Source organism: Dactylosporangium sp. NPDC000244 (assembly GCF_040300725.1).
GTDB lineage: Bacteria > Actinomycetota > Actinomycetes > Mycobacteriales > Micromonosporaceae > Dactylosporangium.
This window is the reverse complement of record NZ_JBEPEH010000001.1, coordinates 276,454-295,757: the sequence shown is the minus strand read 5'-3', so window position 1 is coordinate 295,757 and position 19,304 is coordinate 276,454. Positions and strand designations below refer to the sequence as shown.

The window sequence follows — 19,304 nt, the reverse complement described above, 5'->3', positions numbered from 1 at the left end:
GACACCTCCGCTTCGCTCCGGCGCCGGCCTGAGTGAAGGCTGTGCTGCTGATGAGCGGCCACTCCGCTTCGCTCCGTACCGCTCATGCCGACACCTCCGCTTCGCTCCGGCGCCGGCCTGAGTGAAGGCTGTGCTGCTGATGAGCGGCCACTCCGCTTCGCTCCGTACCGCTCATGCCGACACCTCCTCCTCGACGGTCTCGGCGTGGAAGTGGCACGCGGCCCGGTGCCCGGGGCCGGTCTCGAACAGCTCGGGACGGGTCAGGCAGGCCTCGCGGCCGTTGCTGCGCGCGCACCGGGGCCGGAAGGCGCACCCGTCCGGCAGGTGCTGCGGGTTCGGCGGCTGCCCGCCGATCGCGGGGAGCTCCTCGACGCGGTGGTACAGCTTCGGCAGGCTCTGCAGCAGGGCCCGCGTGTACGGGTGGCGGGCGGCGTGGAAGGTGGCGTCGACGTCCGCGGTCTCCACGACGCGGCCGGCGTACATGACGATGACCCGCCGCGTCATCTCCGCGATGACCCCGAGATCGTGGGTGATCATCATGAGCGCGGCCCCGGTCTCGGCCTGCACGCGGCGCAGCAGGTCGAGGATCTGGGCCTGGATGGTGACGTCCAGCGCGGTGGTGGGCTCGTCGGCGATGATGAGCCGCGGCCGGTTCGCCATCGCGATCGCGATCATCGCGCGCTGCCGCATGCCGCCGGAGAACTCGTGCGGGTACTGCCGCGCCCGGCGCTTGGGGTCCGGGATGCCGACCTCGGCCAGCAGCTCGACCGTCCGGGCCGCGGCCGCCCGGCGGGTCAGGCCCTCCTGGTGGCGGCGCAGCCCCTCGGCGACCTGGGCGCCGACCGTCATGACCGGGTTGAGCGCGGTCATCGGGTCCTGGAACACGAGCCCGATCTCCTTGCCGCGCACGTGCTGCAGGTCCTGCTCGCGCAGGGCCAGCAGGTCCCGGCCGCCGAACTCGGCCCGGCCGGCGACGACCCGCCCGGTGGACGGCAGCAGCCCGAGGGCGGACATGACGGTGACGCTCTTGCCCGAGCCCGACTCGCCGACGATGCCGACGGTCTCCCCCGGGTACACGTCGAAGGAGACCCCGTTGACCGCGGGCACGACGCCGCCGTGCACGCCGAACTCGGTGACGAGGCCGGTCACCGACAGCAGCGGCGCCCCGGTCACCGGCCCCTCCTCGGGTCGGCGGCGTCGCGCAGCCCGTCGCCGATGAAGTTCACGGCGAGGATCGTCAGGGCGATCGCGATGCCCGGCGGCAGCCAGAGCCACGGCATCGTCTCGAGGATGGTCAGCGACTGGGCGTCGTTGAGCATGTTGCCCCAGCTGGCGGTCGGGGGCGGCACGCCGAGGCCGAGGAAGGACACGGTCGCCTCGAGCAGGATCGCCTGGGCGACGGCCAGGGTCGCCACGACGGTCAGCGGGGCGACGACGACGGGGACGACGTGGCGGCGCAGGATGCGCAGCGGCCCGGCGCCGAGCCCGGCGACCGCGACGAGCGCGTCCTGCTCGCGCAGCGAGAGCGTCAGGCCGCGCACGATGCGAAACGGCGTCGGCCAGCCGAACAGCCCGATGGACAGGATGAGCGTCGGCAGGCTCGGCCCGACGAACGCGGCCACGACGATGATGACGATGAGGCTCGGGAAGGCGAGCACGACGTCGGCGAAGCGGCTCAGCACGCCGTCGACCCAGCCGCCGAAGTAGCCGGCGACGGCGCCGAGCATGAGCCCGATGAGCGTGGCCACGAGCGCGGAGCTGAGCCCGACGAGCAGCGAGATCCGGCCGCCGACGAGCAGCCGCGCCAGCACGTCGCGGCCGGCCGAGTCGGTGCCGAGCGGGTGCCCCGCGCCGGGCGGCTGGCGGATCGCGGTCGGGATGACCTGGTTCGGGTCGGTGCCGAGGATCCAGGGCAGCACGATCGCGGCCAGCGCGAACAGGCCGAGCATGATCAGCCCGGCGAGCGCGAGGCGGTGCCGGAAGAAGCGGCGGGCGGCGAGCCGGCCGGGCGAGGCGTGCCCGGCGCCCGAGGGCGGGGCGGCCGCGGGGGCCGGGACGTCAGTGACAGTCATCGGGGGCCTCCTACAGCCGGATTCGGGGGTCGATGAGCGCGTAGGCGACGTCGGCCAGCAGGTTGCACAGCAGGACCAGCACCGCCACCGCCATCACGAAGCCCAGCAGGATCGGGTAGTCGCGGGCGAGCACGGCGTCCAGCGCCATGCGGCCCATGCCGGGCCAGGCGAAGATCTGCTCGACGACGACCGCCCCGGCGAACAGCGTCGGGATCTGGATCGCGACCACGGTGACGAGCGGGATGAGCGCGTTGTGCAGGGCGTGGCGGCCGATGACTCTTCGTCTCGTGAGGCCCTTGGAGCGGGCCGTGGTCAGGAAGTCCTGGCCGAGCACCTCGAGCATGCCGGCCCGGGCATAGCGCACGTAGGGCCCGGCGAGCGCGAAGCCCAGGATGCAGGCGGGCAGCACCAGGTGGTGCAGCGAGTCGAGGAAGCCGCCGCCGCCGATCGAGTTCATCCCGCTGGTGGGCACCCAGCCGAGCTTGAGGCCGAAGACGTAGATGCCCAGCAGCGCGCCGAAGAAGCTCGGCACCGAGATGGCCAGCAGGCTCACCACGGTCGTGCCGTAGTCCACGGCGCTGTTGCGCCGCAGCGCGGCCACGATCCCCATCGGGATGCCGGCCAGCAGCGAGATCAGCAGCGCGGTGCCCATGAGCGACACCGTCGGGCCGAGCCGCTCGGCCATCACCTGCGTGACCGGCTGGCCGCTGCTGAACGAGAAGCCGAGGTTGCCGCGCAGCAGCTCGGCGACCCAGTGGAAGTACTGCACCGGCAGCGACGCGTCGAGCCCGAGCTCGTGGCGGCGCAGCGCGACGGCCGCGTCCCGGTCGCCGGAGAACGACATCGGATCGATCATCATCTCGGCCGGATCGCCCGGCATGAGCTGCAGCAGGACGAACAGCAGCACGCTGATGCCGACCAGCACCACCGCGGACACCAGCAGGCGCCGGACGAGAAACGCGATCAAATGTTCACTCTCCTATCGAGACGCGGCCGTCGGGGGCGAGGTCAGCTCACCGACCAGTCCGCGGCGTTCCAGAAGGCGTCCACGACCGACGGGTTGAGCTGGAAGCCCTTGAGCCGGTCGCTGGTCGCGGCGATGGTGTTCGGCACGTACATCACGAGGATCGGCATCTGCTCGTTGACGATCTTCTGCGCCTGCGCGTAGATCTGCTGGCGCTGGGCCTGGTCCTTCGTCGCGATGCCCTGGTTCAGCAGCGCGTCGAGGTCCTTGTTGCAGTAGGCGGTGATGTTCGTGCCGCCGACCGCCGCGCACGACAGCCGGGCGTTCATCGAGGCCGGGTCGATGGTGAACTGGCCGTAGGCCGAGATCAGCAGGTCGAAGTCCCGCTTGCCCAGCGCCTGGGACAGCTCGGCCGCCTGGTAGTTCTGCACCTTGGCGTTGATGCCGGCCTCCTTGAGCTGCGCCGCGATGATGGTCGCGGCGGTGTCGCGGTCGCGCTGGCCGGGCGTGAGCTCGATGCGCACCTCGGTCGCCGGGTTCCAGCCCGCCTGGGCCAGCAGCGCCTTGGCCTTCGCCGGGTCGTAGCCGTAGTGCGTGAGGCCGGACGGCACCGCCCACGACGGGCCGTGCACGAGCGTGTCGACGACCTTGCCCTCGCCGTTGAGCACCTGCTTGACGAGGGCGTCGCGGTCGATGGCGTACATGATCGCCTGGCGCACCAGCGGGTTGGCGAGCTTGCCGGAGTCGACCGCGGTGTGCAGGGCGAAGATGCCGGGGCCCTCGGCCCGCTGCAGCTTCACGCCCTTGAGCCCCTCGACGCGCTTGGCGTCGGGCGCGGCCACCTGGGCGTAGTCCAGCTTGCCGGTCTGCAGCTGGGCCATGGCGGCGTCGGTGGTGAGGTACTGCGCGAAGACCCGGTCGAGGCCGAGCTTCTTGCGGTAGTTCGGGTTGGCCTTGAACTCGACCTGGTCGGCGGTGACCCACCGGGAGAAGACGTACGGGCCGAGGCCGACGGTCGGGTTGCGCCAGAACGGGTTGTTGGTCAGCCCGTCGACCGGGAACTTGCCGACGACGTGCTCGGGCAGGATGAACATGATCGGCTGGACGAGCTCGTCGAGGAACGCGACGTTGGGCTGGTCGAGCTGGATGACGAAGGTGTTGTCGTCGGGCGCCTGGAAGCCGGCCACGCTCGTCGCCGTGCCGTCCTTGAAGGCCTTGGCCCCGTTGACGTTCGCGAACTTGCCAACGTAGCCGCTGCCGCTCTTCGGGTTGGCGTAGAGGTTGTAGGTGAACACGACGTCCTTCGCGGTGAAGGGCGTCCCGTCGCTCCACTTCGCGCCCTGCACGAGGTGGAAGGTCCAGGTCTTGCCGTCCGCGCTGACCTCGGAGCGCTCGGCGAGCCGGGCGCCGTAGGTGCTGTCGCCGGCCGCGGAGACCAGGGAGTCCCAGTGCAGCTGCTCCATCAGGTGGTCGGGGCCGATCGAGGCCAGCAGCGGGTTGAACCCGCGCGGGGCCTGGTAGAGCTGCACGGTCGCATCACGGCTGCCGCCGGCGTCGCCACCGCTGGGGCCGGAGCAGCCGGCCAGCGCCAGGGCCAGCACGGCGAGGCCGGCCAGCAGGGCGCGGGTGTGTCGTCGCATGATCATGAGCCTTCCAGGAGTCAAAAACGACTGGTCAACGGGGTACCGACTGGTCACGGGGGCTCTACGCGAGCCGGAGCTGGTTCCACGCGACGTAGCGGCCCCGGTTGGGAGCGAAGCTGTAGAAGATGACCAGGACGTCGCCGCCGGGCAGGTTCGCCATGGCGGGGTAGCCGCACTGGTACTCGGCGGTGTACCGGTACCCGTGCGGGTCGGCCAGCGGGAGCGGGTCGGAGAACGACCGGCCCTCGTCGTGGCTGCGGCGCACCTCGACACCGGGGGTGTCGTCGCCGCCTTCCGGTGCGCACCGGCGGGTGGCCAGCAGCAGGCTGCCGTCCTCGGCCCGGTGCAGCAGGGGGGACATGCCGGTGAAGCCCAGGGGGACGTACGGGCTCCACGTCGCGCCGGCGTCCGCGGATTCGGCGCGGTACAGCCGCATCGTGGTGTCGCCGCCGATGCCCTGCTGGCGCACGATCGCGAGCAGGCGCCCGGCGCCGAGGTCGAGCACCGTGGTCTCGTTGAACCCGTCGATCGGGCTGTGCGGCCGGAACGCGGGGTCCGTGGTGACCGAGACGTCGGGGTTGCCGTCGGCGCCGAGCCCGGAGACCTCCGGGGAGGCGTAGGCGCCCGCGAGCCGGGCGTCGGGGTCGAACGCGATCGTCGAGCCGACGCTCCAGGACGCGCCGGCGTCGGTGGAGACCAGCAGCGCCGAGCGCCACCGCTCCGCCGCCGTGCGCTGGCCCCAGACCGGCCACAGCAGCCGGCCGTCGGCCAGCTCGACGATCTCGCCGTAGACGGCCGGGCTGTGGAAGTCCAGGTCGATCGGCTCGCCGCCGGTCCAGCTGCGGCCGCCGTCGGCCGAGCGCAGCAGGTGGGCCGAGATGACCCGCCCGGCCACGCCGAGCCCCGGGGTCCAGCGGACGCCGTTGTACGGCAGCAGCAGCGTCCCGTCGCGCAGGGTGGTGATGGCGACCGCGTTGAGGATCGCGTCCTGCCCGTCGCCGGGGGTGGCCACGATCTGCGGCGCGGACCAGGTGCGGCCCTCGTCGCCGGAGCGCACCACGCCGACCGTGCCGCCGGGCCAGCCGTCCGGCACCGTCGAGAACGACGCGACGAGCTCGCCGCCCCCGGTGCGCGTGAGCCCCGGGAACATCGCGGGGACCGCGTCGACGACCACGCCCACGCCGGCGATCTGGAACTGCGTCACCCGAACCTCCAGCGTTTCATCTAGTGAATCGTGCGTTTTATTTTTTGGGAATGTAGACCGTGCCCGTATCGGGGTCAAGATCGGAGCGCGGGAGTCATGCGGCACGCACGTTTCAATCCGGCAACGACAGGGCGTGCCACCGCTGGGTCGCGGCGGCCGCGCGGACGGCCTCGGACGCGGCGAGCGCGGCGACGCCGTCGGCGAGGGTGACCACGGGCTCGGCCTCGCCCCGCGCGACGGCGACGAGGTGGGCGGCCTGGCGGGCGAGCGCGACGGCCGGCGGTTCGGGCAGCTCGTGCAGTTCGGTGCGGGTCCTGGTCCGGGTGGTGATGTTCCCGCGGCCGAAGTCGGCGAGCAGGGCGCCGCCGGTGCCGAGCACCTGCACGGTCCGGGTGCCGACGGGTTCGAGGTAGTCGAGGTGGAACGTGGCGCGCAGGCCCGAAGCGAACTCCAGCAGCCCGTCGACGCAGTTCGGGCGCTCGACGTGCGGCACCGCCTCGACCGTCCGCGCCGCCGCGAAGGCGCGCGTGATCGGGCCGAAGCACCAGCGCAGGTAGTCCCACTCGTGGGAGTAGTCGCGGTAGAGGCGGTCGGGCTCGGGGGTGCCGAACCGGTCGACGGCGGCCTCGATGGTGCCGTAGGCGCCCAGCATGACGTGGACCGCGACGGGCTCGCCGACCTCGCCCGCGGTTAGAAGCCGCCGGGTGCGCTGGACGACGAGCCGGTGGCGCAGCACGTACCCCACCAGCGCGGGCGTCCCGGCCCGCGCGACGTGCGCGGCTGCGTCCCGGGCCTCGGCGAGGCCGGCCGCGACCGGCTTCTCGACCAGCAGCGGCACGCCCGCGTCGGCGGCGGCGCGCAGCTGCGGCACGTGGACGTGGTCGGGGCCGGCGATGACCACCGCGCCCGGGCCGGCGTCGAGCAGGTCCGCGTATTCGGCCACGGCGCGCTCGACCGCCGGATGTGCCTCGGCCGCGGCGCGCCGGCCGGGATCGGGGTCGAACGCGACGAGCCGGACCCCGGGCAGCTGCGCGAAGGCCGCGAGGTGCTGCCGGCCGATCGAACCGAGCCCGCTCACGCCGATGAGCATCGTGTCGTCCTCCGCATGTCAGTACGCCGTCCAGCCGCCGTCGACGACCAGCCCGGTGCCGGTGACGTAGGACGCCTCCGGGGTGCACAGCCAGGCGACGGCCGCGGCGATGTCGGCCGGGTCGCCGCGGCGCCCGAGCGGGGTGCGCCGGTCGAACGGGCCGTCGCCGGGGGCCGGGCCGCCGGGGCGCACCACGATGTCACCGGGCGCGACGTGCACGGCCCGGATGCCGCGCGCGGCCAGCTCGAAGCCCAGCGCCCGGGTGAGCCCGGCCAGGCCCGCCTTCGCGGCGACGTACGCGGAGGCGTCCGTCTGCGCGGCGTACGCCGCCACGCTGGTGATGTTGACGATCACGGAGCCGGGGGGCATGTGCGGTACCGCGTCACGGGCACACCGGAAGGGCGCCTTGAGGTTCACGTCGATCACGGCGTCGAGCCGGTCGTCGCCGTAGTCCTCGAACCGTGCGGAGGCCGCGGCGCCGGTGATCCCGGCGTTGTTGACGAGGATGTCGATCCGGCCCCGGTACCGCAGCGCCGCGTCGATGAGCGCCCGGCACCCTTCCGCCGTGGCGAGGTCGGCCCCGGCCGGATGGATCGTGCGCCCGTCGGCCGCCAGCCCGGTCGCGGCCCGTCGCGCCTCGGCCGCGTCGATGGCACCGAGCACGACCTCGGCCCCGTCGTCCGCGAGCCGCGCGACGATCCCGGCCCCGATGCCCGTCGCCCCGCCCGTGACGACCGCGACCTTGCCGGCCAGGGCGGTCACGGCAGCAGCCCCGGCGGGAGCGCGCCGCGATCGAGGTGCCCGACCGCGGTGTCCAGGTGCGTGCGGGCATCGCGGAGCACCGGGGCGCCGTGGCCGGGCAGCAGCACGTCCGGGGCGAGGTCCCGCACGGCCCGCAGGCTCGCGGCGAGCTCGCCCAGGTCCGTGTCGGGCGTGGCCAGGACCGCGACCCGGCCCCGGGCGAACACCAGGTCGCCGCTGAACAGCGCCCGGACGCCCGCGTCGCGGTAGGAGAAGCAGGTGTGGCCGGCGGCGTGCCCGGGCGTCGGGTGCACCTCGAGCGTGAGCGCCCCGACGGACAGCCGCGGCGCGTCCAGCGGATGGACGGGGACCGCGGGTGGGTGCAGGTCCGGCGGGTAGACGCCGGCCCGCCGGGCGGTGCGCAGGCCGGACGCGTCCTCGTCGGCGGCCGCGACGATGGCCGCGGCCGGGGCGAGCGCGTACACGGTCGCGCCGAGCAGCCGGGCCAGCTCGGCGGCCCCGCCGGCGTGGTCGGCGTGGGCGTGGGTGAGCAGGATGCGCGACACCGGCCGCGCGCCCAGCACGGCCCGCACGTTCGCCGCGATGCGGTCGGCGGCCAGCCCGCAGCCGGCGTCGACCAGCACCGCGTCGGTGCCGCCGTCGAGGAGGTACACGTGCGAGTCGTGCGCGTCGGTGAGCCCGAAGCCGAGGGTGCCGCTGCCGACGAGGGTGACCCGCGGCGTGAGCCGGACCGGAGCCGGCCAGGTCACCGCGGTTCCTCGCGGGCCTCGCGCAGCACGGCGCGGACGTGCCCGGCCGCCTCCGCGCCGACCTGGACGAAGGGGGCGCTCAGGGTCGCGGTCTCGATCACGCCGAGCTCGACCAGGGCCGCCTTGAGCGCGCCGATCGCGCCGGCGGTGAAGGAGGCCTCGCCGTGCGGGCCCTCGTAGATGCGGTGCAGGTACGCCAGCCGGTCCTGCACCCGGCGCGCCTCGGCCCACTCGCCCCGCCCGGCGGCGTCGGCCAGCGCCCGGTGCAGGGCGGTGAACACGTTCGCCAGGCCGGGCACGGCGCCGGTGAAGCCGAGCTGGAGGGCGGCGTCGATGCAGGTCTCGGAGCCGGTGAGCAGCCGGACGCCGGACGCGTCGCGGCCGACCGCGAGGACCGCCGCCCGATGGCCGCCGAGGTCGCCCGAGCTGTCCTTGACGCCGGCCAGGACGCCCTTCGCGACCAGGTCCGCCAGCAGCGCCGGGCCGACGGGGCTCGGAACGCGCGAGGGCACGTGGTAGGCGATCACCGGAAGGCCGCCCGCCTCGGCCACGGTGGCGAAGTGGGCCGCCAGCTCGACCGGGGCGAGGGGGAACATCGAGGGCGGCGGGACCAGCAGGGTGTGCGCGCCCGCGGCGGCGAACCGCGCGGCAAGCTCCGCGGCCTGGCGGGTGTTGAGCGCTGGGACACCGGCCATGACCTCGTGGCCCGTCGCGGCGGCGGTGGCCACGACGGCCTCCTGCTCGGCCGGCAACAGGTGGCCGCCCTCGCCGGTGGAGCCGAGCACGAGCACGCCGTCGGCGCCCTCGGCGACCACGTGGCGGACGAGCCGGTCCAGGGACGGCAGGTCCGGCGCACCGGCGGCCGTGAGCGGAGTGATCAGGGGCGGGACGACCTCGGGCACTGGGGGCTCCCTTCGGCGCCGGCAATATAGCGACGATAATGAAACTGTCGTTCTAGCACGTGGTATACCTTCTAGTCGTCCGCGTGGATCATGTCAATGCTCGAAACAGGCTTGGTACACGATGGGCAGCGCACAATGAGCGGACCGTCAACAGGGGAGGCAATCCATGCAAGACGACGACGCCGCAGGCCAGGGCGGCGGGGCGGCGTACTCGATCCGCGCCGTCGACCGGGTGTGCGACCTGCTCGACGCCCTGCAGCAACAGCCGGAGACGGGGATGTCACTGGCCGCACTGGCGGAGGCGGCGTCGCTGCCGAAGAGCTCCACGCTGCGGTACCTCTCCGCGCTGGAGGCCCGCAGCTACGTCGAGCGCGACCTCGAGGACGGCGGCTACCGGCTCGGCCTGGCGTTCCGGCCGCAGCGCTTCGACTACCTCGCCGCCCTGCGCGACGCGGTCCTGCCGCCCCTGGTCAAGCTGCGGGACCGGTTCGAGGAGACGATGAACTTCGCGGTGCTCGACGGCATCGAGGTCGTGCACGTCGAGGTGGTCGAGAGCGAGCGGCGGGTGCGCCTGGCGGCCAGCCGCGGCGAGCGGGCCTGCCTGCACTCGACCGCGACCGGCAAGGTGATGGCCGGGCAGATCCCGGAGGCCCGGCTGCGCGCCATCCTGGAGCAGACCGGCATGGCCGTGTTCACCGCCGACACGATCACGTCGATCGACGTGTTCCTCAACGAGGTCAAGCTCACCGCGGAGCGGGGCTGGGGCCTCGACGACTGCGAGAACCAGCCCGACGGCCGCTGCGTCGCGGTGCCGGTCGACGGCCTCGCGGTGCCGGCGGCGCTGAGCCTCAGCGCGCCCGCGTCGCGGTTCGCCTCGGAGGACGCCCAGCGCATCGCGCACCTGCTCAAGAAGCAGATGACCGCCCTGGCCGACGCGGCCCGGGCCGTGCCCCGCTGACGCCGGGCCGGCCGCACGCCGGGGCGGGAGCAGGCGGCGGCGAGCCGCGAAGCGCCAGGCGGGATACGGGAGACGAGATCATCTTTCGCGGGCTGAGGGGTTGACGGGAGGCGGGGCGGGGCGGCAGGGTGTCGAAACGGAACATCAATTGCAGCTAGTGAAACGGTGGTGTTCGTGCGGTACCCAACGCCCGTGACAAGTCCCGCCATCGGTCCTGTGGCCGGGCCCTACAGCCCCGCGGTGCGCGTGGGCGACCTGCTGTTCGTCTCCGGACAGGGGCCGTTCCGGCCCGACGGGTCCATGGCCGGCCCCGCCTTCCGCGACCAGGCCGGCACGGTCCTCGACCACATCGCCGCCCTCGCCGAGGCCGCCGGCACCAGCCTCGCCCACACCGTGCGGCTCGGCTGCTTCCTGAGCACCCTGGACCATTTCGCCGAGTGGAACGCGATCTGCGCCGAGCGCCTCAGCGCCCCGCTGCCGGCCCGCACCACCGTCCCCGTCGCCCTGCCCGGCTTCGACATCGAGGTCGACGCGGTGCTGTGGATCCCGCCCGCCGGCGAGGACGCGCGATGAGCGCCGACCTCGTCAAGCGCGCCGCGGCGATCCTGCCCGGCGGCGTGAACTCCAACGTCCGGCTCCCCACCGCCCAGACCTTCTTCGCGCGCGGCCGCGGCCCGCGGCTGTGGGACGTGGACGGCAAGGAGTACGTCGACTACCTGCTCGGCCAGGGACCCGCGTTCCTGGGCCACGCGCACCCCGAGGTCAACGCGGCAGTGGCCGAGGCCGTCACGCGCGGCATGGTCTACGGCGCCCAGCACGCCCTGGAGGTCGAGGCGGTCGAGAAGCTGCTCGCCGCCGTGGGCTGGGCCGACATGGCGCGCCTCGGCGTCTCCGGCACCGAGGCGGTGCAGGGCGCGCTGCGGCTGGCCCGCGCCGCGACCGGGCGCCGGAAGGTGATCGGGTTCGCCGGGCAGTACCACGGCTGGCTCGACACGGTGCTCATGGCGCACGGCCCGGACGGGTCCGGCCCCGGCTCGCTCGGCCAGCCCCCGCAGTATCTCGCCGACTGGATCGTCACCCCGTTCAACGACGCCGAGGCGCTGCGGGCGAGGTTCGAGGCGCACCCGGGCGAGATCGCCGCGGTCATCCTCGAGCCGATGATGTGCAACAGCGGCGCGATCGCGCCGCGGCCCGGCTTCCTCGAGCGGCTGCGGGAGCTGTGCACCGAGCACGGCGCCGTGCTCATCTTCGACGAGGTCGTCACCGGCTTCCGGCTCGCGTTCGGCGGCGCCGCCCAGCGCTTCGGCGTCACCCCGGACCTCGCCATCTACGGCAAGGCGGTGGCCGGCGGCTGGCCGGTCGCGGCCATCGCCGGGCGCCGGGAGCTGCTGGAGCTGCTCGGCGACGGCCGGGTCAACCACTCGGGCACGTTCAACGCCTCCGTCATGGCCGCGGCCGCGGTGTCGGCGACCATGGACGTGCTGGGGCAGGGCACGCCGTACGTCGCCGTCGAGGAGCACGGCACCGCGCTCATGACCGGGCTGCGCGCGATCGGCGAGCGCCACGGCGTCCCGCTGCACGTGCAGGGGCTCCCGGCCGCGTTCCACGTGTCCTTCCGGGCCGGGGACCGGCCGGACACGACCGTGGTCGACCACGCCTCGCTGCAGTCGCTGGACCTGGCGCGGTACACCCGCTTCGGCCGGGTCCTCGCCGAGCACGGGATCTGGGTCGCCGGGCGCGGCATCTGGTACGTCTCCGCCGCCCACGGCGAGCAGGAGCTGGCCGACGCCCTGAGCCGGTTCGAGCGTGCCCTGCGAAGCGAGGCCGGATGACCCCGCCCCGGGTCGCGGTGCTGGGGCTGTGGCACGAGACCAACACGTACGGCCCCAACCCGGCCGACCTGGCCGCGTTCGAGGCCTTCGAGCTCGTCGACGGCGAGGACGTGCGCCGCCACCACCACGGCGACCGCTCCGTCATCAGCGGCTTCCTGGCCGCGACCGAGCTCGACCCGGTGCCGGTGTACTCCGCCGGCGCCTGGCCCTGCGGCCCCGCCCCGGCCGCGACCCTCGCCACGCTGCTGGACCGGCTCACCGCCGCGCTCGCCGCCGACGCCGCCGACGCGCCCTTCGCCGGGGTGCTGCTGAACCTGCACGGGGCGATGGTCGCCGAGGGCACCCCGGACGTGGAGGCGCTGCTGCTGCGGCGCGTCCGCGCGATCGTCGGCGCCGTGCCCGTCGCCGCCGTGCTCGACCTGCACGCCAACCCCTCCCCCGAGTTCGTCGGCGCCTGCGAGGTCGTGCTCGCCTACGACACGTACCCGCACGTCGACATGTGGGAGCGCGGGCGGGAGGCGGCCGCCCTGCTGGCCGAGGTCCTGGGCGGCCGGGCGCTGCGCACGACCCTGGCCAAGGCGCCGCTGCTCACCTGCCCGCTCGCCCAGTCCACCGACGCCGAGCCGATGCGGGGGCTGCTCGAACGCGCCCGCGCGCGGGCCGCGGCGGCCGGGTGCGCCCGGGTCTCGCTGACGCCCGGATTCGCGTACAGCGACGTGGAGCGGGCCGGCATCGGGGTGCTCGTCGTCGCCGACGCGCACCTCGCCGCCGAGGCCGCCCGGGTCGCCAACGAGACGGTCGCCGACGTCGAGGCGCAGGACTTCGCCGTGGAACGCCCCGATGTCGGGGCCGCCGTGCGCGAGGCGCTCGCGACGCCGGGACCGGTCGTGCTCGCCGACGTGGCCGACAACATCGGCGGCGGGAGCCCCGGCGACGGCACGGCCCTGCTGGCCGAGCTGCTCGCCCAGGGCGCCCCGGACGCGGTGGTCGTGATCGCCGACGCCGAGGTCGCGCGCGCCGCGGCCGGGATCGGCCCGGGCGGGACGATCACCGCGGCGCTGGGAGCTAAGGCGGACGCCCGGCACGGCAGCCCCGTGGAGATGACCGCGGAGATCGTCGGCGTCACCGACGGCGCCTACACGACGGCCGGCTCCTGGATGACCGGCCAGACGTTCCAGATGGGCACGACGGTCGTGCTGCGCACCGCCGGGCTGCGGATCGTCGTCACCGAGCGCGCGACCCCGCCGTTTCACCGCGAGCACCTCACGTCGGTCGGCATCGACCCGGCCACCGTGGCGGTCATCGTCGCCAAGGGCGCGGTCGCGTGGCGCTCGGCCTTCCCCGACGCGGCCCACGCGATCGAGGTCGCCACGCCCGGCGTCTGCCCGGTCGACGTGACGACGCTGCCGCGCACCACCGCCCCGGCCCGGGTCGTCGCGTGACCCCGCCCGGCATCTGGCGCTTCGCCGACCGGCTGCCCCTGGCTGACCCGCGCCACGCGGTGAGCCTCGGCGAGGGCGGCACCCCGCTGCTCGACGTCACCGACGCGCTCGGCCTGCCGCCCGGCGTCACGGTGCACGTGAAGGCCGAGCACCTGAACCCGACCGGCTCGTTCAAGGACCGCATCGCCGCCGTCGCCCTGTCGCTGGTGCGGGAGCGGTCGCTGCGCGGCGTCGTCGGCACCTCGTCGGGCAACGGGGGCGCGGCCGCGGCCGCCTACGGGGCCCGGGCCGGCCGCCCGGTGATCCTGCTCGCGCTGGCCACCGCCCCGCCCGAGAAGCTGGTGCAGATCCGGTCCGCCGGGGCGCGGGTGTACCTCACCGACGGCCTCGGCCACGACCCCCGCACCACGCTCCGGGTGGCGGAGGAGGTGCGGGCCTCCGCCGAGCGCCACGGCTGGCTGGCGCTGCTGACCGGCGGCCGGTACGCCCCGGAGATCATGTACGGCGCCCGCACCATCGCCTACGAGCTGGCCGAGCAGGCGCCCGGCACCACGCACGTCTACGCGCCCATCGGCGGGGGCGGCCTCTACGCCTCCCTGTGGCGCGGCTACCGCGACCTCGGCGGCGCGGCGCCGCGGCTGGTCGCCGTCCAGCCCAGTGGCTGCCCGACGGTCCGCGACGCCCTCGCCGGCGGCCCCGGCGTCCTGGCCGAGCCGAGCACCACCGGCATCTCCGGCCTGCAGGTCGCCACCCTCTTCGACGACGACGTGCCGGCCGCGGTCGCCGACTCCGGCGGGCACCTCACCGAGGTCACCGACGAGCGGGTCGCGGCCGCCCACGCGCGCCTGGTCCGCCTCGGCGTGTCGGTCGAGCCGGCCGGGGCGACCGCCCTCGCCGGGCTCCTCGCCGACGCCGACGCGGGGCGCCTGCCCGCCGGGGCGCGGGTCGTGCTCGTCGCCACCGGCGCCGGATGGAAGGACGTGCACGCCCTGTCGTCGCTGGCCGGCCCCGGCCCCCTGCCGCACGGCGCCGATCTGGAGGAACTGCTCGCATGACCGTGTTCGATGCCTTCTCGCTCGCCGGGCGCACCGCGATCGTCACCGGGGGCACCGGCCTCTACGGCACCCCGATCGCCCGCACGCTGGCCGAGGCCGGCGCGCACGTCGTGGTCACCTCGCGCGACCGGGACCGGGCCGACGCGGCCGCCGCGGCGCTGCGGGCCGACGGGCTCGCCGCCTCCGGCCTGGCGCTCGACCTCACCGACCCGGAGTCGATCGCCGGCCTCGGCGGCGTCGACGCGGACGTCCTCGTGAACAACGCCGTGCACCGGCAGGGCGGCGACCTCTTCGGGACCACCGCCGCCGACTGGGACGCGACCTCGGCCGCGAACTCCCGCGGCCTGTTCCTCGCGACCCAGGCCGTGGCCCGGCGGATGGTCGAGCGCGGCTCGGGCGGCGCGATCCTGAACATCGGCTCGATCTACGGCATCACCGGGCCCGACTTCGGCCTGTACGAGGGCACCGCGATGACCATGCCGCTGTTCTACGCCTACGACAAGGCGGGCATGTCCGGGCTGACCCGCCACCTGGCGTGCCAGCTGGGCCCGCACGGCATCCGGGTCAACTGCCTGGCGCCGGGCGGGCTCGCCGACGGCACGCAGCCGGCGTCGTTCGTGCGGCGGTACGAGGCCCGCACGCCCCTGGGCCGCCTCGCCCGGGAGCAGGACGTGGCCGGGGCCCTGCTGCTGCTCGTCTCCGACGCCGGCGCCTACATCACGGGCGTGACGCTGCCGGTCGACGGCGGCTTCACCGCCCACTAGCGATGGACGCGATAGCCGACGCCGGTGGCCCGGATCGCGGCGAGGTCCCCGGCGGTGATGCCCCGGCCGGTGAACCGCTCCACCGCGACGAGGCCCTTGCCCGGGCGCTCCCCGGGCGAGGCGAAGTCGATGCCGTCGAGCACCTCCGCCAGCTCCCGCGGCCACGTCTCGCGGCCCCACGGCTCGTGCTGCGCGATGAGCCGGCCGCGCTCGGCGAAGGAGAGGCGGGTGACCGCGTTGACGTTCCAGTACATGCTCGCCGCCCGGCCGCCGGCCGACGCCGCCTCCAGCACGTCGCGGTGCGAGCCGAGGTAGCCGTTGTTCTCCACGACGAGCACGGCCGCGCCGGCGTCGAGGGCCATGAGGTGGTCCGTGGCGTCCTCGGCGATCGGCTCGGGCCGGTCCGGGTCGGCGCCGAACGCGCGCACCACCTCGGCGAGCGTCGCGCCGGTGACGATCGTGACGGTCGCGGCCACCTGCAGCTCGCTGCGGTGCACCCAGCGGTAGGCATGCTCGGGGCGGGTCGCCCGCCGCGGCTCGGGCTCGCCGCGCAGCCGGTGGCCGAGCCGGTCGGTACGCCGCAGGACGAGCGGGGGCGCGGCGGGCGCGGCCCAGACGACGAGCTTGTAGCGCTCGAAGTCGGCCTCGGCCTCGTCGCGCCCGCTGGCGTAGACGCGCAGCCGGTAGTCCCCGGGCCACGGCGGCGTCTGCCGGCCCAGGTGCCCGAGCGCGGCCTGGCCCTCCAGGGCGCGCCAGCTGACCTCCGCAGCCTCCTCCCAGTCGTCCTCGACCTCCGCCGGGGGCCCGGCGAGCACGACGAACTCGACGCGCAGCCAGCCGTCCGCGATCCCGGTGCGCACGACCGCGCCGCCGTCGCCGCCGCTGACGAGGCCGGTGGCGGAGAAGTCCGCGAGGTCCGGCAGGTCGCCCTCGGCCAGGCCGAACCGGTGTGCCTCGGCCTGGACCGAGCCGGCCATGTGGCGGGGCAGCAGGTACTCCCGGCGAATCTTGGCCAGCAGCGCCCCGGCGTAGGCCGCGGGCAGGGGCGTGTCGCGCAGCAGCGCGGACGCGGCGCCGAGGCCGAGCCCGACGGTGGCGGCGGCCGGGTCGACGAGCACCGGCGGCTCCACCTGGTGCACGACCGCGCCCGCGACGGCGACGGCCAGCACGAGGTGCGCCGCCCCGTGCGCGGCGGCGATCGCGGCCTCGTCGCCGCCGTCGACCGCCAGCAGCGGCGCGACGCCCGGATGGGTCGCGAGCTCGCGAACCAGCGCGGCGACGCGCTCGGCGGTGCCCTTGCGCAGCCCGTCGAGCAGGCGGGCGGCCGCGAACGCCTCGCTCTCGTGCCCACCGGCGCTGACGAAGGCGTACCGGTGCCCGCGCGGTGGCGGTTCGACGCCCGTCAGCAGGTCCCGCTCGACGCCCCAGTCCTGCCGGGCGACGAACCGCTCCAGTGCCCCGAGCAGCCGCTCCGCCGTCAGCGCGTCCACAGCCGGCTCCGGCGTGCGCATCCAGGGGCGCGCCGGCTCCTCCACGGGCGCGTTGAGGCGCCCGAGCACGCGGGCTGGTGTAAGAGGCACGCGCCGCATGAGCGCGGGCATCGTGCGCACGGCCAGAGCCGCAAGATCGTCCATCGTTCGCTCCCCGATCGCTTCGCGCCGAACGTCTGTAGATTCGGGATTATGCCGACTTTCACCACCACCGACGGGGTCCGCCTGCACTACGAGGACGAGGGAACCGGGCGGCCGGTGGTGCTCGTCGCCGGATTCTGCGCGCCCCTGGAGAGCTGGGAGCTGCAGCGGCGCGCCCTGGCCGCGGCCGGGTTGCGCACCATCGGCTTCGACCGCCGCTCGCACGGCCGCTCGGAGTCCCCCGCGCACGGCCAGCGCCTGTCCCGTCACGGCGCCGACCTGCACGAGCTGCTGGTCACGCTGGGCCTCGACGACGCCGTGCTCGTCGGCGGGTCGCAGGGCGCGAGCGCGATCTGGGCCTGCTACGACCTCTTCGGCCGCGACCGCGTCGGCGCCGTGGTGACGATCGACCAGACGCCCCGGATGGTCAACGGCGACGGCTGGGAGCACGGCTTCTACGGCCTCACGAAGGCGAACGTGGGCACGTTCTTCGACGCCGGGATCCCCGACACCGGGCGCGGCCTGCGCGAGCCCCGCACCGCCGGGATCGCGAAGGTCGCCGAGGCGCTCGGGGGCCTGCCCGCGTTCGCCGACCCGCGCACGCCCGAGCGCCGGGCGCTGCTGCAGAGCCACACCGAGCAGGACTGGCGCGACGTCATCGCGCGCATGGAGGTCCCGAGCCTGTTCATCGCGGGCCGCGACAGCCAGCTCTGGCCCTGCGAGCACGCGACCGCCGCCGCGGCCGCCAACCCCCTCGCGTCGGTCGTGACGCTGGAGGACTGCGGGCACGCGGCCAACCTCGACCAGCCCGACGCCACCAACGCCGCGATCTTGGAGTTCCTGGGATGAAAGACCTGCTCGGCGGCCTCGACGTGATCGAGGACCCGGACGTGCTCGCCAGCCTCTCGCGGGACGACGCCGAGTGGGCGCCCGCGGGGAAGGCGGTCGCGGCGGTCCGGCCCCGCAGCACCGCCGAGGTGAGCCGGATCGTCGCCGCGTGCGCCGAGCGCGGGGTGCCGATCGTGCCCCGCGGCGCCGGGACCGGCCTGTCCGGCGGGGCCAACGCGGTCGACGGCGGGCTGATCCTGGACCTGTCGAAGATGAACCGCGTCGTGGAGATCGACGCGGAGAACATGGTCGCGGTCGTGCAGCCGGGCGTGGTCAACGACGACCTGAAGCGGGCCGTGGCCGAGCACGGGCTGTGGTACCCGCCCGACCCCGCCAGCGCCCCGTGGTCCACGATCGGCGGGAACGTGTCGACCAACGCGGGCGGGCTGTGCTGCCTCAAGTACGGCGTCACCCGCGACTACGTGCTGGGGCTGGAGGCCGTCGTCGGCGGGCCGGCCGGGGACTACGGCACCGTCGTGCGGCTCGGGCGGCGCACGACCAAGGGCGTCAGCGGGTACGACCTCGCCGGGCTCTTCACCGGCGCCGAGGGCACCTTCGGCGTCATCACCGAGGTCACCCTGCGCCTACGCCCGGCCCGCCGCGAGGCGCCGCGCACCGTGGTCGGCGCGTTCGACTCGGTCGTCGCCGCGGGTGCGGCGGTCGCGGCCGTCACGCGGGCGGGGCTGCTCCCGGCCGCGCTGGAGCTGCTGGACCGCACCTGCCTGCGGGCCGTCGAGGAGTGGAAGCACCTCGGCATCGCGGCCGACGCGGCGGCGCTGCTGCTCGCCCAGCTCGACACGCCGGGGCGGGCCGGCGACGAGGAGGCCGCGGCGGTCGCGGAGGTGTTCCGCGACGCCGGGGCGCAGTGGGCGGAGCAGTCGACGGACGAGTTCGAGGCGGAGGCGCTGTTCTCGGCGCGGCGGCTGGCGTATCCGGCGCTGGAGCGGCTCGGGCCGGTACTCACCGAGGACGTGTGCGTGCCGCGGTCGCGGGTGCCGCTGATGCTGACGTCGATCGAGGAGATCGCGGCCCGCCACGGCACCACGATCGCCACGATCGCGCACGCCGGCGACGGCAACCTGCACCCGCTGATCCTGGCCCCGATCGGCGACGACGCGGCGCGGGCCGCGGCCCAGGCGGCGTTCGAGGAGATGCTCTCGGCGGCGATCTCGCTCGGCGGTACGGTCACCGGAGAGCACGGCGTCGGGCTGCTCAAGCGCGGCGGGATGCGCCAGGAGCTCGCGCCCGCGGTGCTCGCGATGCAGGAGGCCGTGAAGCGCACCCTGGACCCGTTGAACCTCTTCAATCCCGGCAAGGTCGTGGGGCTGCCGTAGCCGCCGCGCCGCGG

At 74.9% G+C, this 19,304-nt stretch carries 18 protein-coding genes; 8 read left to right on the top strand and 10 right to left on the bottom strand.

All coding sequences use genetic code 11. The annotated features are described in order from the left end of the window. Nucleotides 1-171: 171 nt before the first annotated feature. The 9 genes from ABT369_RS01315 to ABT369_RS01275 form a co-directional block, all read right to left on the bottom strand. Complete coding sequence (locus ABT369_RS01315; protein WP_350609387.1) at nt 172-1,173, bottom strand: ABC transporter ATP-binding protein; 1,002 nt, start codon at nt 1,171-1,173, stop codon at nt 172-174. Next, nucleotides 1,170-2,072, bottom strand: coding sequence for an ABC transporter permease (locus ABT369_RS01310; protein ID WP_350609385.1), 903 nt, complete (start codon nt 2,070-2,072; stop codon nt 1,170-1,172). Before ABT369_RS01310 ends, ABT369_RS01315 begins: the two co-directional genes overlap by 4 nt. Nucleotides 2,073-2,082: 10 nt before the next feature. Next, nucleotides 2,083-3,039 (bottom strand): ABC transporter permease, encoded by a 957-nt coding sequence (locus ABT369_RS01305; RefSeq protein WP_350609383.1) that lies wholly within the window; start codon nt 3,037-3,039, stop codon nt 2,083-2,085. A gap of 41 nt (nt 3,040-3,080) precedes the next feature. Further along, nucleotides 3,081-4,676 carry an ABC transporter substrate-binding protein gene (locus tag ABT369_RS01300; protein ID WP_350609381.1) on the bottom strand — a complete coding sequence of 532 codons (1,596 nt, stop codon included), beginning with the start codon at nt 4,674-4,676 and terminating at the stop codon, nt 3,081-3,083. Nucleotides 4,677-4,740: 64 nt separating this feature from the next. Further along, entirely contained in the window at nt 4,741-5,883 is a 1,143-nt protein-coding gene (locus ABT369_RS01295; RefSeq protein ID WP_350609379.1) for a sialidase family protein, read from the bottom strand. Between the two features lie 112 nt (nt 5,884-5,995). Beyond that, nucleotides 5,996-6,961, bottom strand: coding sequence for a Gfo/Idh/MocA family protein (locus ABT369_RS01290; RefSeq protein WP_350609377.1), 966 nt, complete (start codon nt 6,959-6,961; stop codon nt 5,996-5,998). A gap of 30 nt (nt 6,962-6,991) precedes the next feature. After that, entirely contained in the window at nt 6,992-7,735 is a 744-nt protein-coding gene (locus ABT369_RS01285; RefSeq protein ID WP_350609375.1) for an SDR family NAD(P)-dependent oxidoreductase, read from the bottom strand. Next, nucleotides 7,732-8,484 (bottom strand): MBL fold metallo-hydrolase, encoded by a 753-nt coding sequence (locus ABT369_RS01280; RefSeq protein ID WP_350609373.1) that lies wholly within the window; start codon nt 8,482-8,484, stop codon nt 7,732-7,734. Before ABT369_RS01280 ends, ABT369_RS01285 begins: the two co-directional genes overlap by 4 nt. Next, on the bottom strand, nt 8,481-9,386 hold the full coding sequence (locus tag ABT369_RS01275) for a dihydrodipicolinate synthase family protein (protein ID WP_350609371.1): 906 nt from the start codon (nt 9,384-9,386) through the stop codon (nt 8,481-8,483). The genes ABT369_RS01280 and ABT369_RS01275 overlap by 4 nt, the downstream gene beginning before the upstream one ends. Nucleotides 9,387-9,552: 166 nt before the next feature. Here ABT369_RS01275 and ABT369_RS01270 point away from each other — a divergent pair, with 166 nt between their 5' ends. From ABT369_RS01270 to ABT369_RS01245, 6 genes are all read left to right on the top strand, one after another. Next, nucleotides 9,553-10,344 (top strand): IclR family transcriptional regulator, encoded by a 792-nt coding sequence (locus ABT369_RS01270; protein ID WP_350609369.1) that lies wholly within the window; start codon nt 9,553-9,555, stop codon nt 10,342-10,344. A 192-nt stretch (nt 10,345-10,536) separates the two neighbouring features. Beyond that, nucleotides 10,537-10,917 (top strand): RidA family protein, encoded by a 381-nt coding sequence (locus ABT369_RS01265; protein ID WP_350609367.1) that lies wholly within the window; start codon nt 10,537-10,539, stop codon nt 10,915-10,917. Further along, complete coding sequence (locus tag ABT369_RS01260) at nt 10,914-12,176, top strand: aspartate aminotransferase family protein (protein WP_350609365.1); 1,263 nt, start codon at nt 10,914-10,916, stop codon at nt 12,174-12,176. Before ABT369_RS01265 ends, ABT369_RS01260 begins: the two co-directional genes overlap by 4 nt. Then, nucleotides 12,173-13,618, top strand: a complete 1,446-nt coding sequence (locus ABT369_RS01255) for a M81 family metallopeptidase (RefSeq protein ID WP_350609363.1) — start codon at nt 12,173-12,175, stop codon at nt 13,616-13,618. The genes ABT369_RS01260 and ABT369_RS01255 overlap by 4 nt, the downstream gene beginning before the upstream one ends. Then, on the top strand, nt 13,615-14,673 hold the full coding sequence (locus tag ABT369_RS01250) for a pyridoxal-phosphate dependent enzyme (protein ID WP_350609361.1): 1,059 nt from the start codon (nt 13,615-13,617) through the stop codon (nt 14,671-14,673). Before ABT369_RS01255 ends, ABT369_RS01250 begins: the two co-directional genes overlap by 4 nt. Further along, nucleotides 14,670-15,437 carry an SDR family oxidoreductase gene (locus ABT369_RS01245; RefSeq protein ID WP_350609359.1) on the top strand — a complete coding sequence of 256 codons (768 nt, stop codon included), beginning with the start codon at nt 14,670-14,672 and terminating at the stop codon, nt 15,435-15,437. Before ABT369_RS01250 ends, ABT369_RS01245 begins: the two co-directional genes overlap by 4 nt. On the opposite strand, the gene ABT369_RS01240 is transcribed toward ABT369_RS01245, so the two are convergent. Beyond that, nucleotides 15,434-17,071, bottom strand: coding sequence for a DUF6461 domain-containing protein (locus ABT369_RS01240; protein ID WP_350609357.1), 1,638 nt, complete (start codon nt 17,069-17,071; stop codon nt 15,434-15,436). The genes ABT369_RS01245 and ABT369_RS01240 overlap by 4 nt on opposite strands. Before the next feature lie 48 nt (nt 17,072-17,119). Between ABT369_RS01240 and ABT369_RS01235 the strand changes: the two genes are divergently transcribed. Together ABT369_RS01235 and ABT369_RS01230 are read left to right on the top strand one after the other, a co-directional pair. After that, on the top strand, nt 17,120-17,917 hold the full coding sequence (locus ABT369_RS01235) for an alpha/beta fold hydrolase (protein WP_350609355.1): 798 nt from the start codon (nt 17,120-17,122) through the stop codon (nt 17,915-17,917). Next, the gene (locus ABT369_RS01230; RefSeq protein ID WP_350609353.1) at nt 17,914-19,290 is read left to right on the top strand and encodes an FAD-binding oxidoreductase; all 1,377 of its coding nucleotides are present in this window, start codon (nt 17,914-17,916) and stop codon (nt 19,288-19,290) included. The genes ABT369_RS01235 and ABT369_RS01230 overlap by 4 nt, the downstream gene beginning before the upstream one ends. The last annotated feature ends 14 nt before the right edge of the window (nt 19,291-19,304 follow it).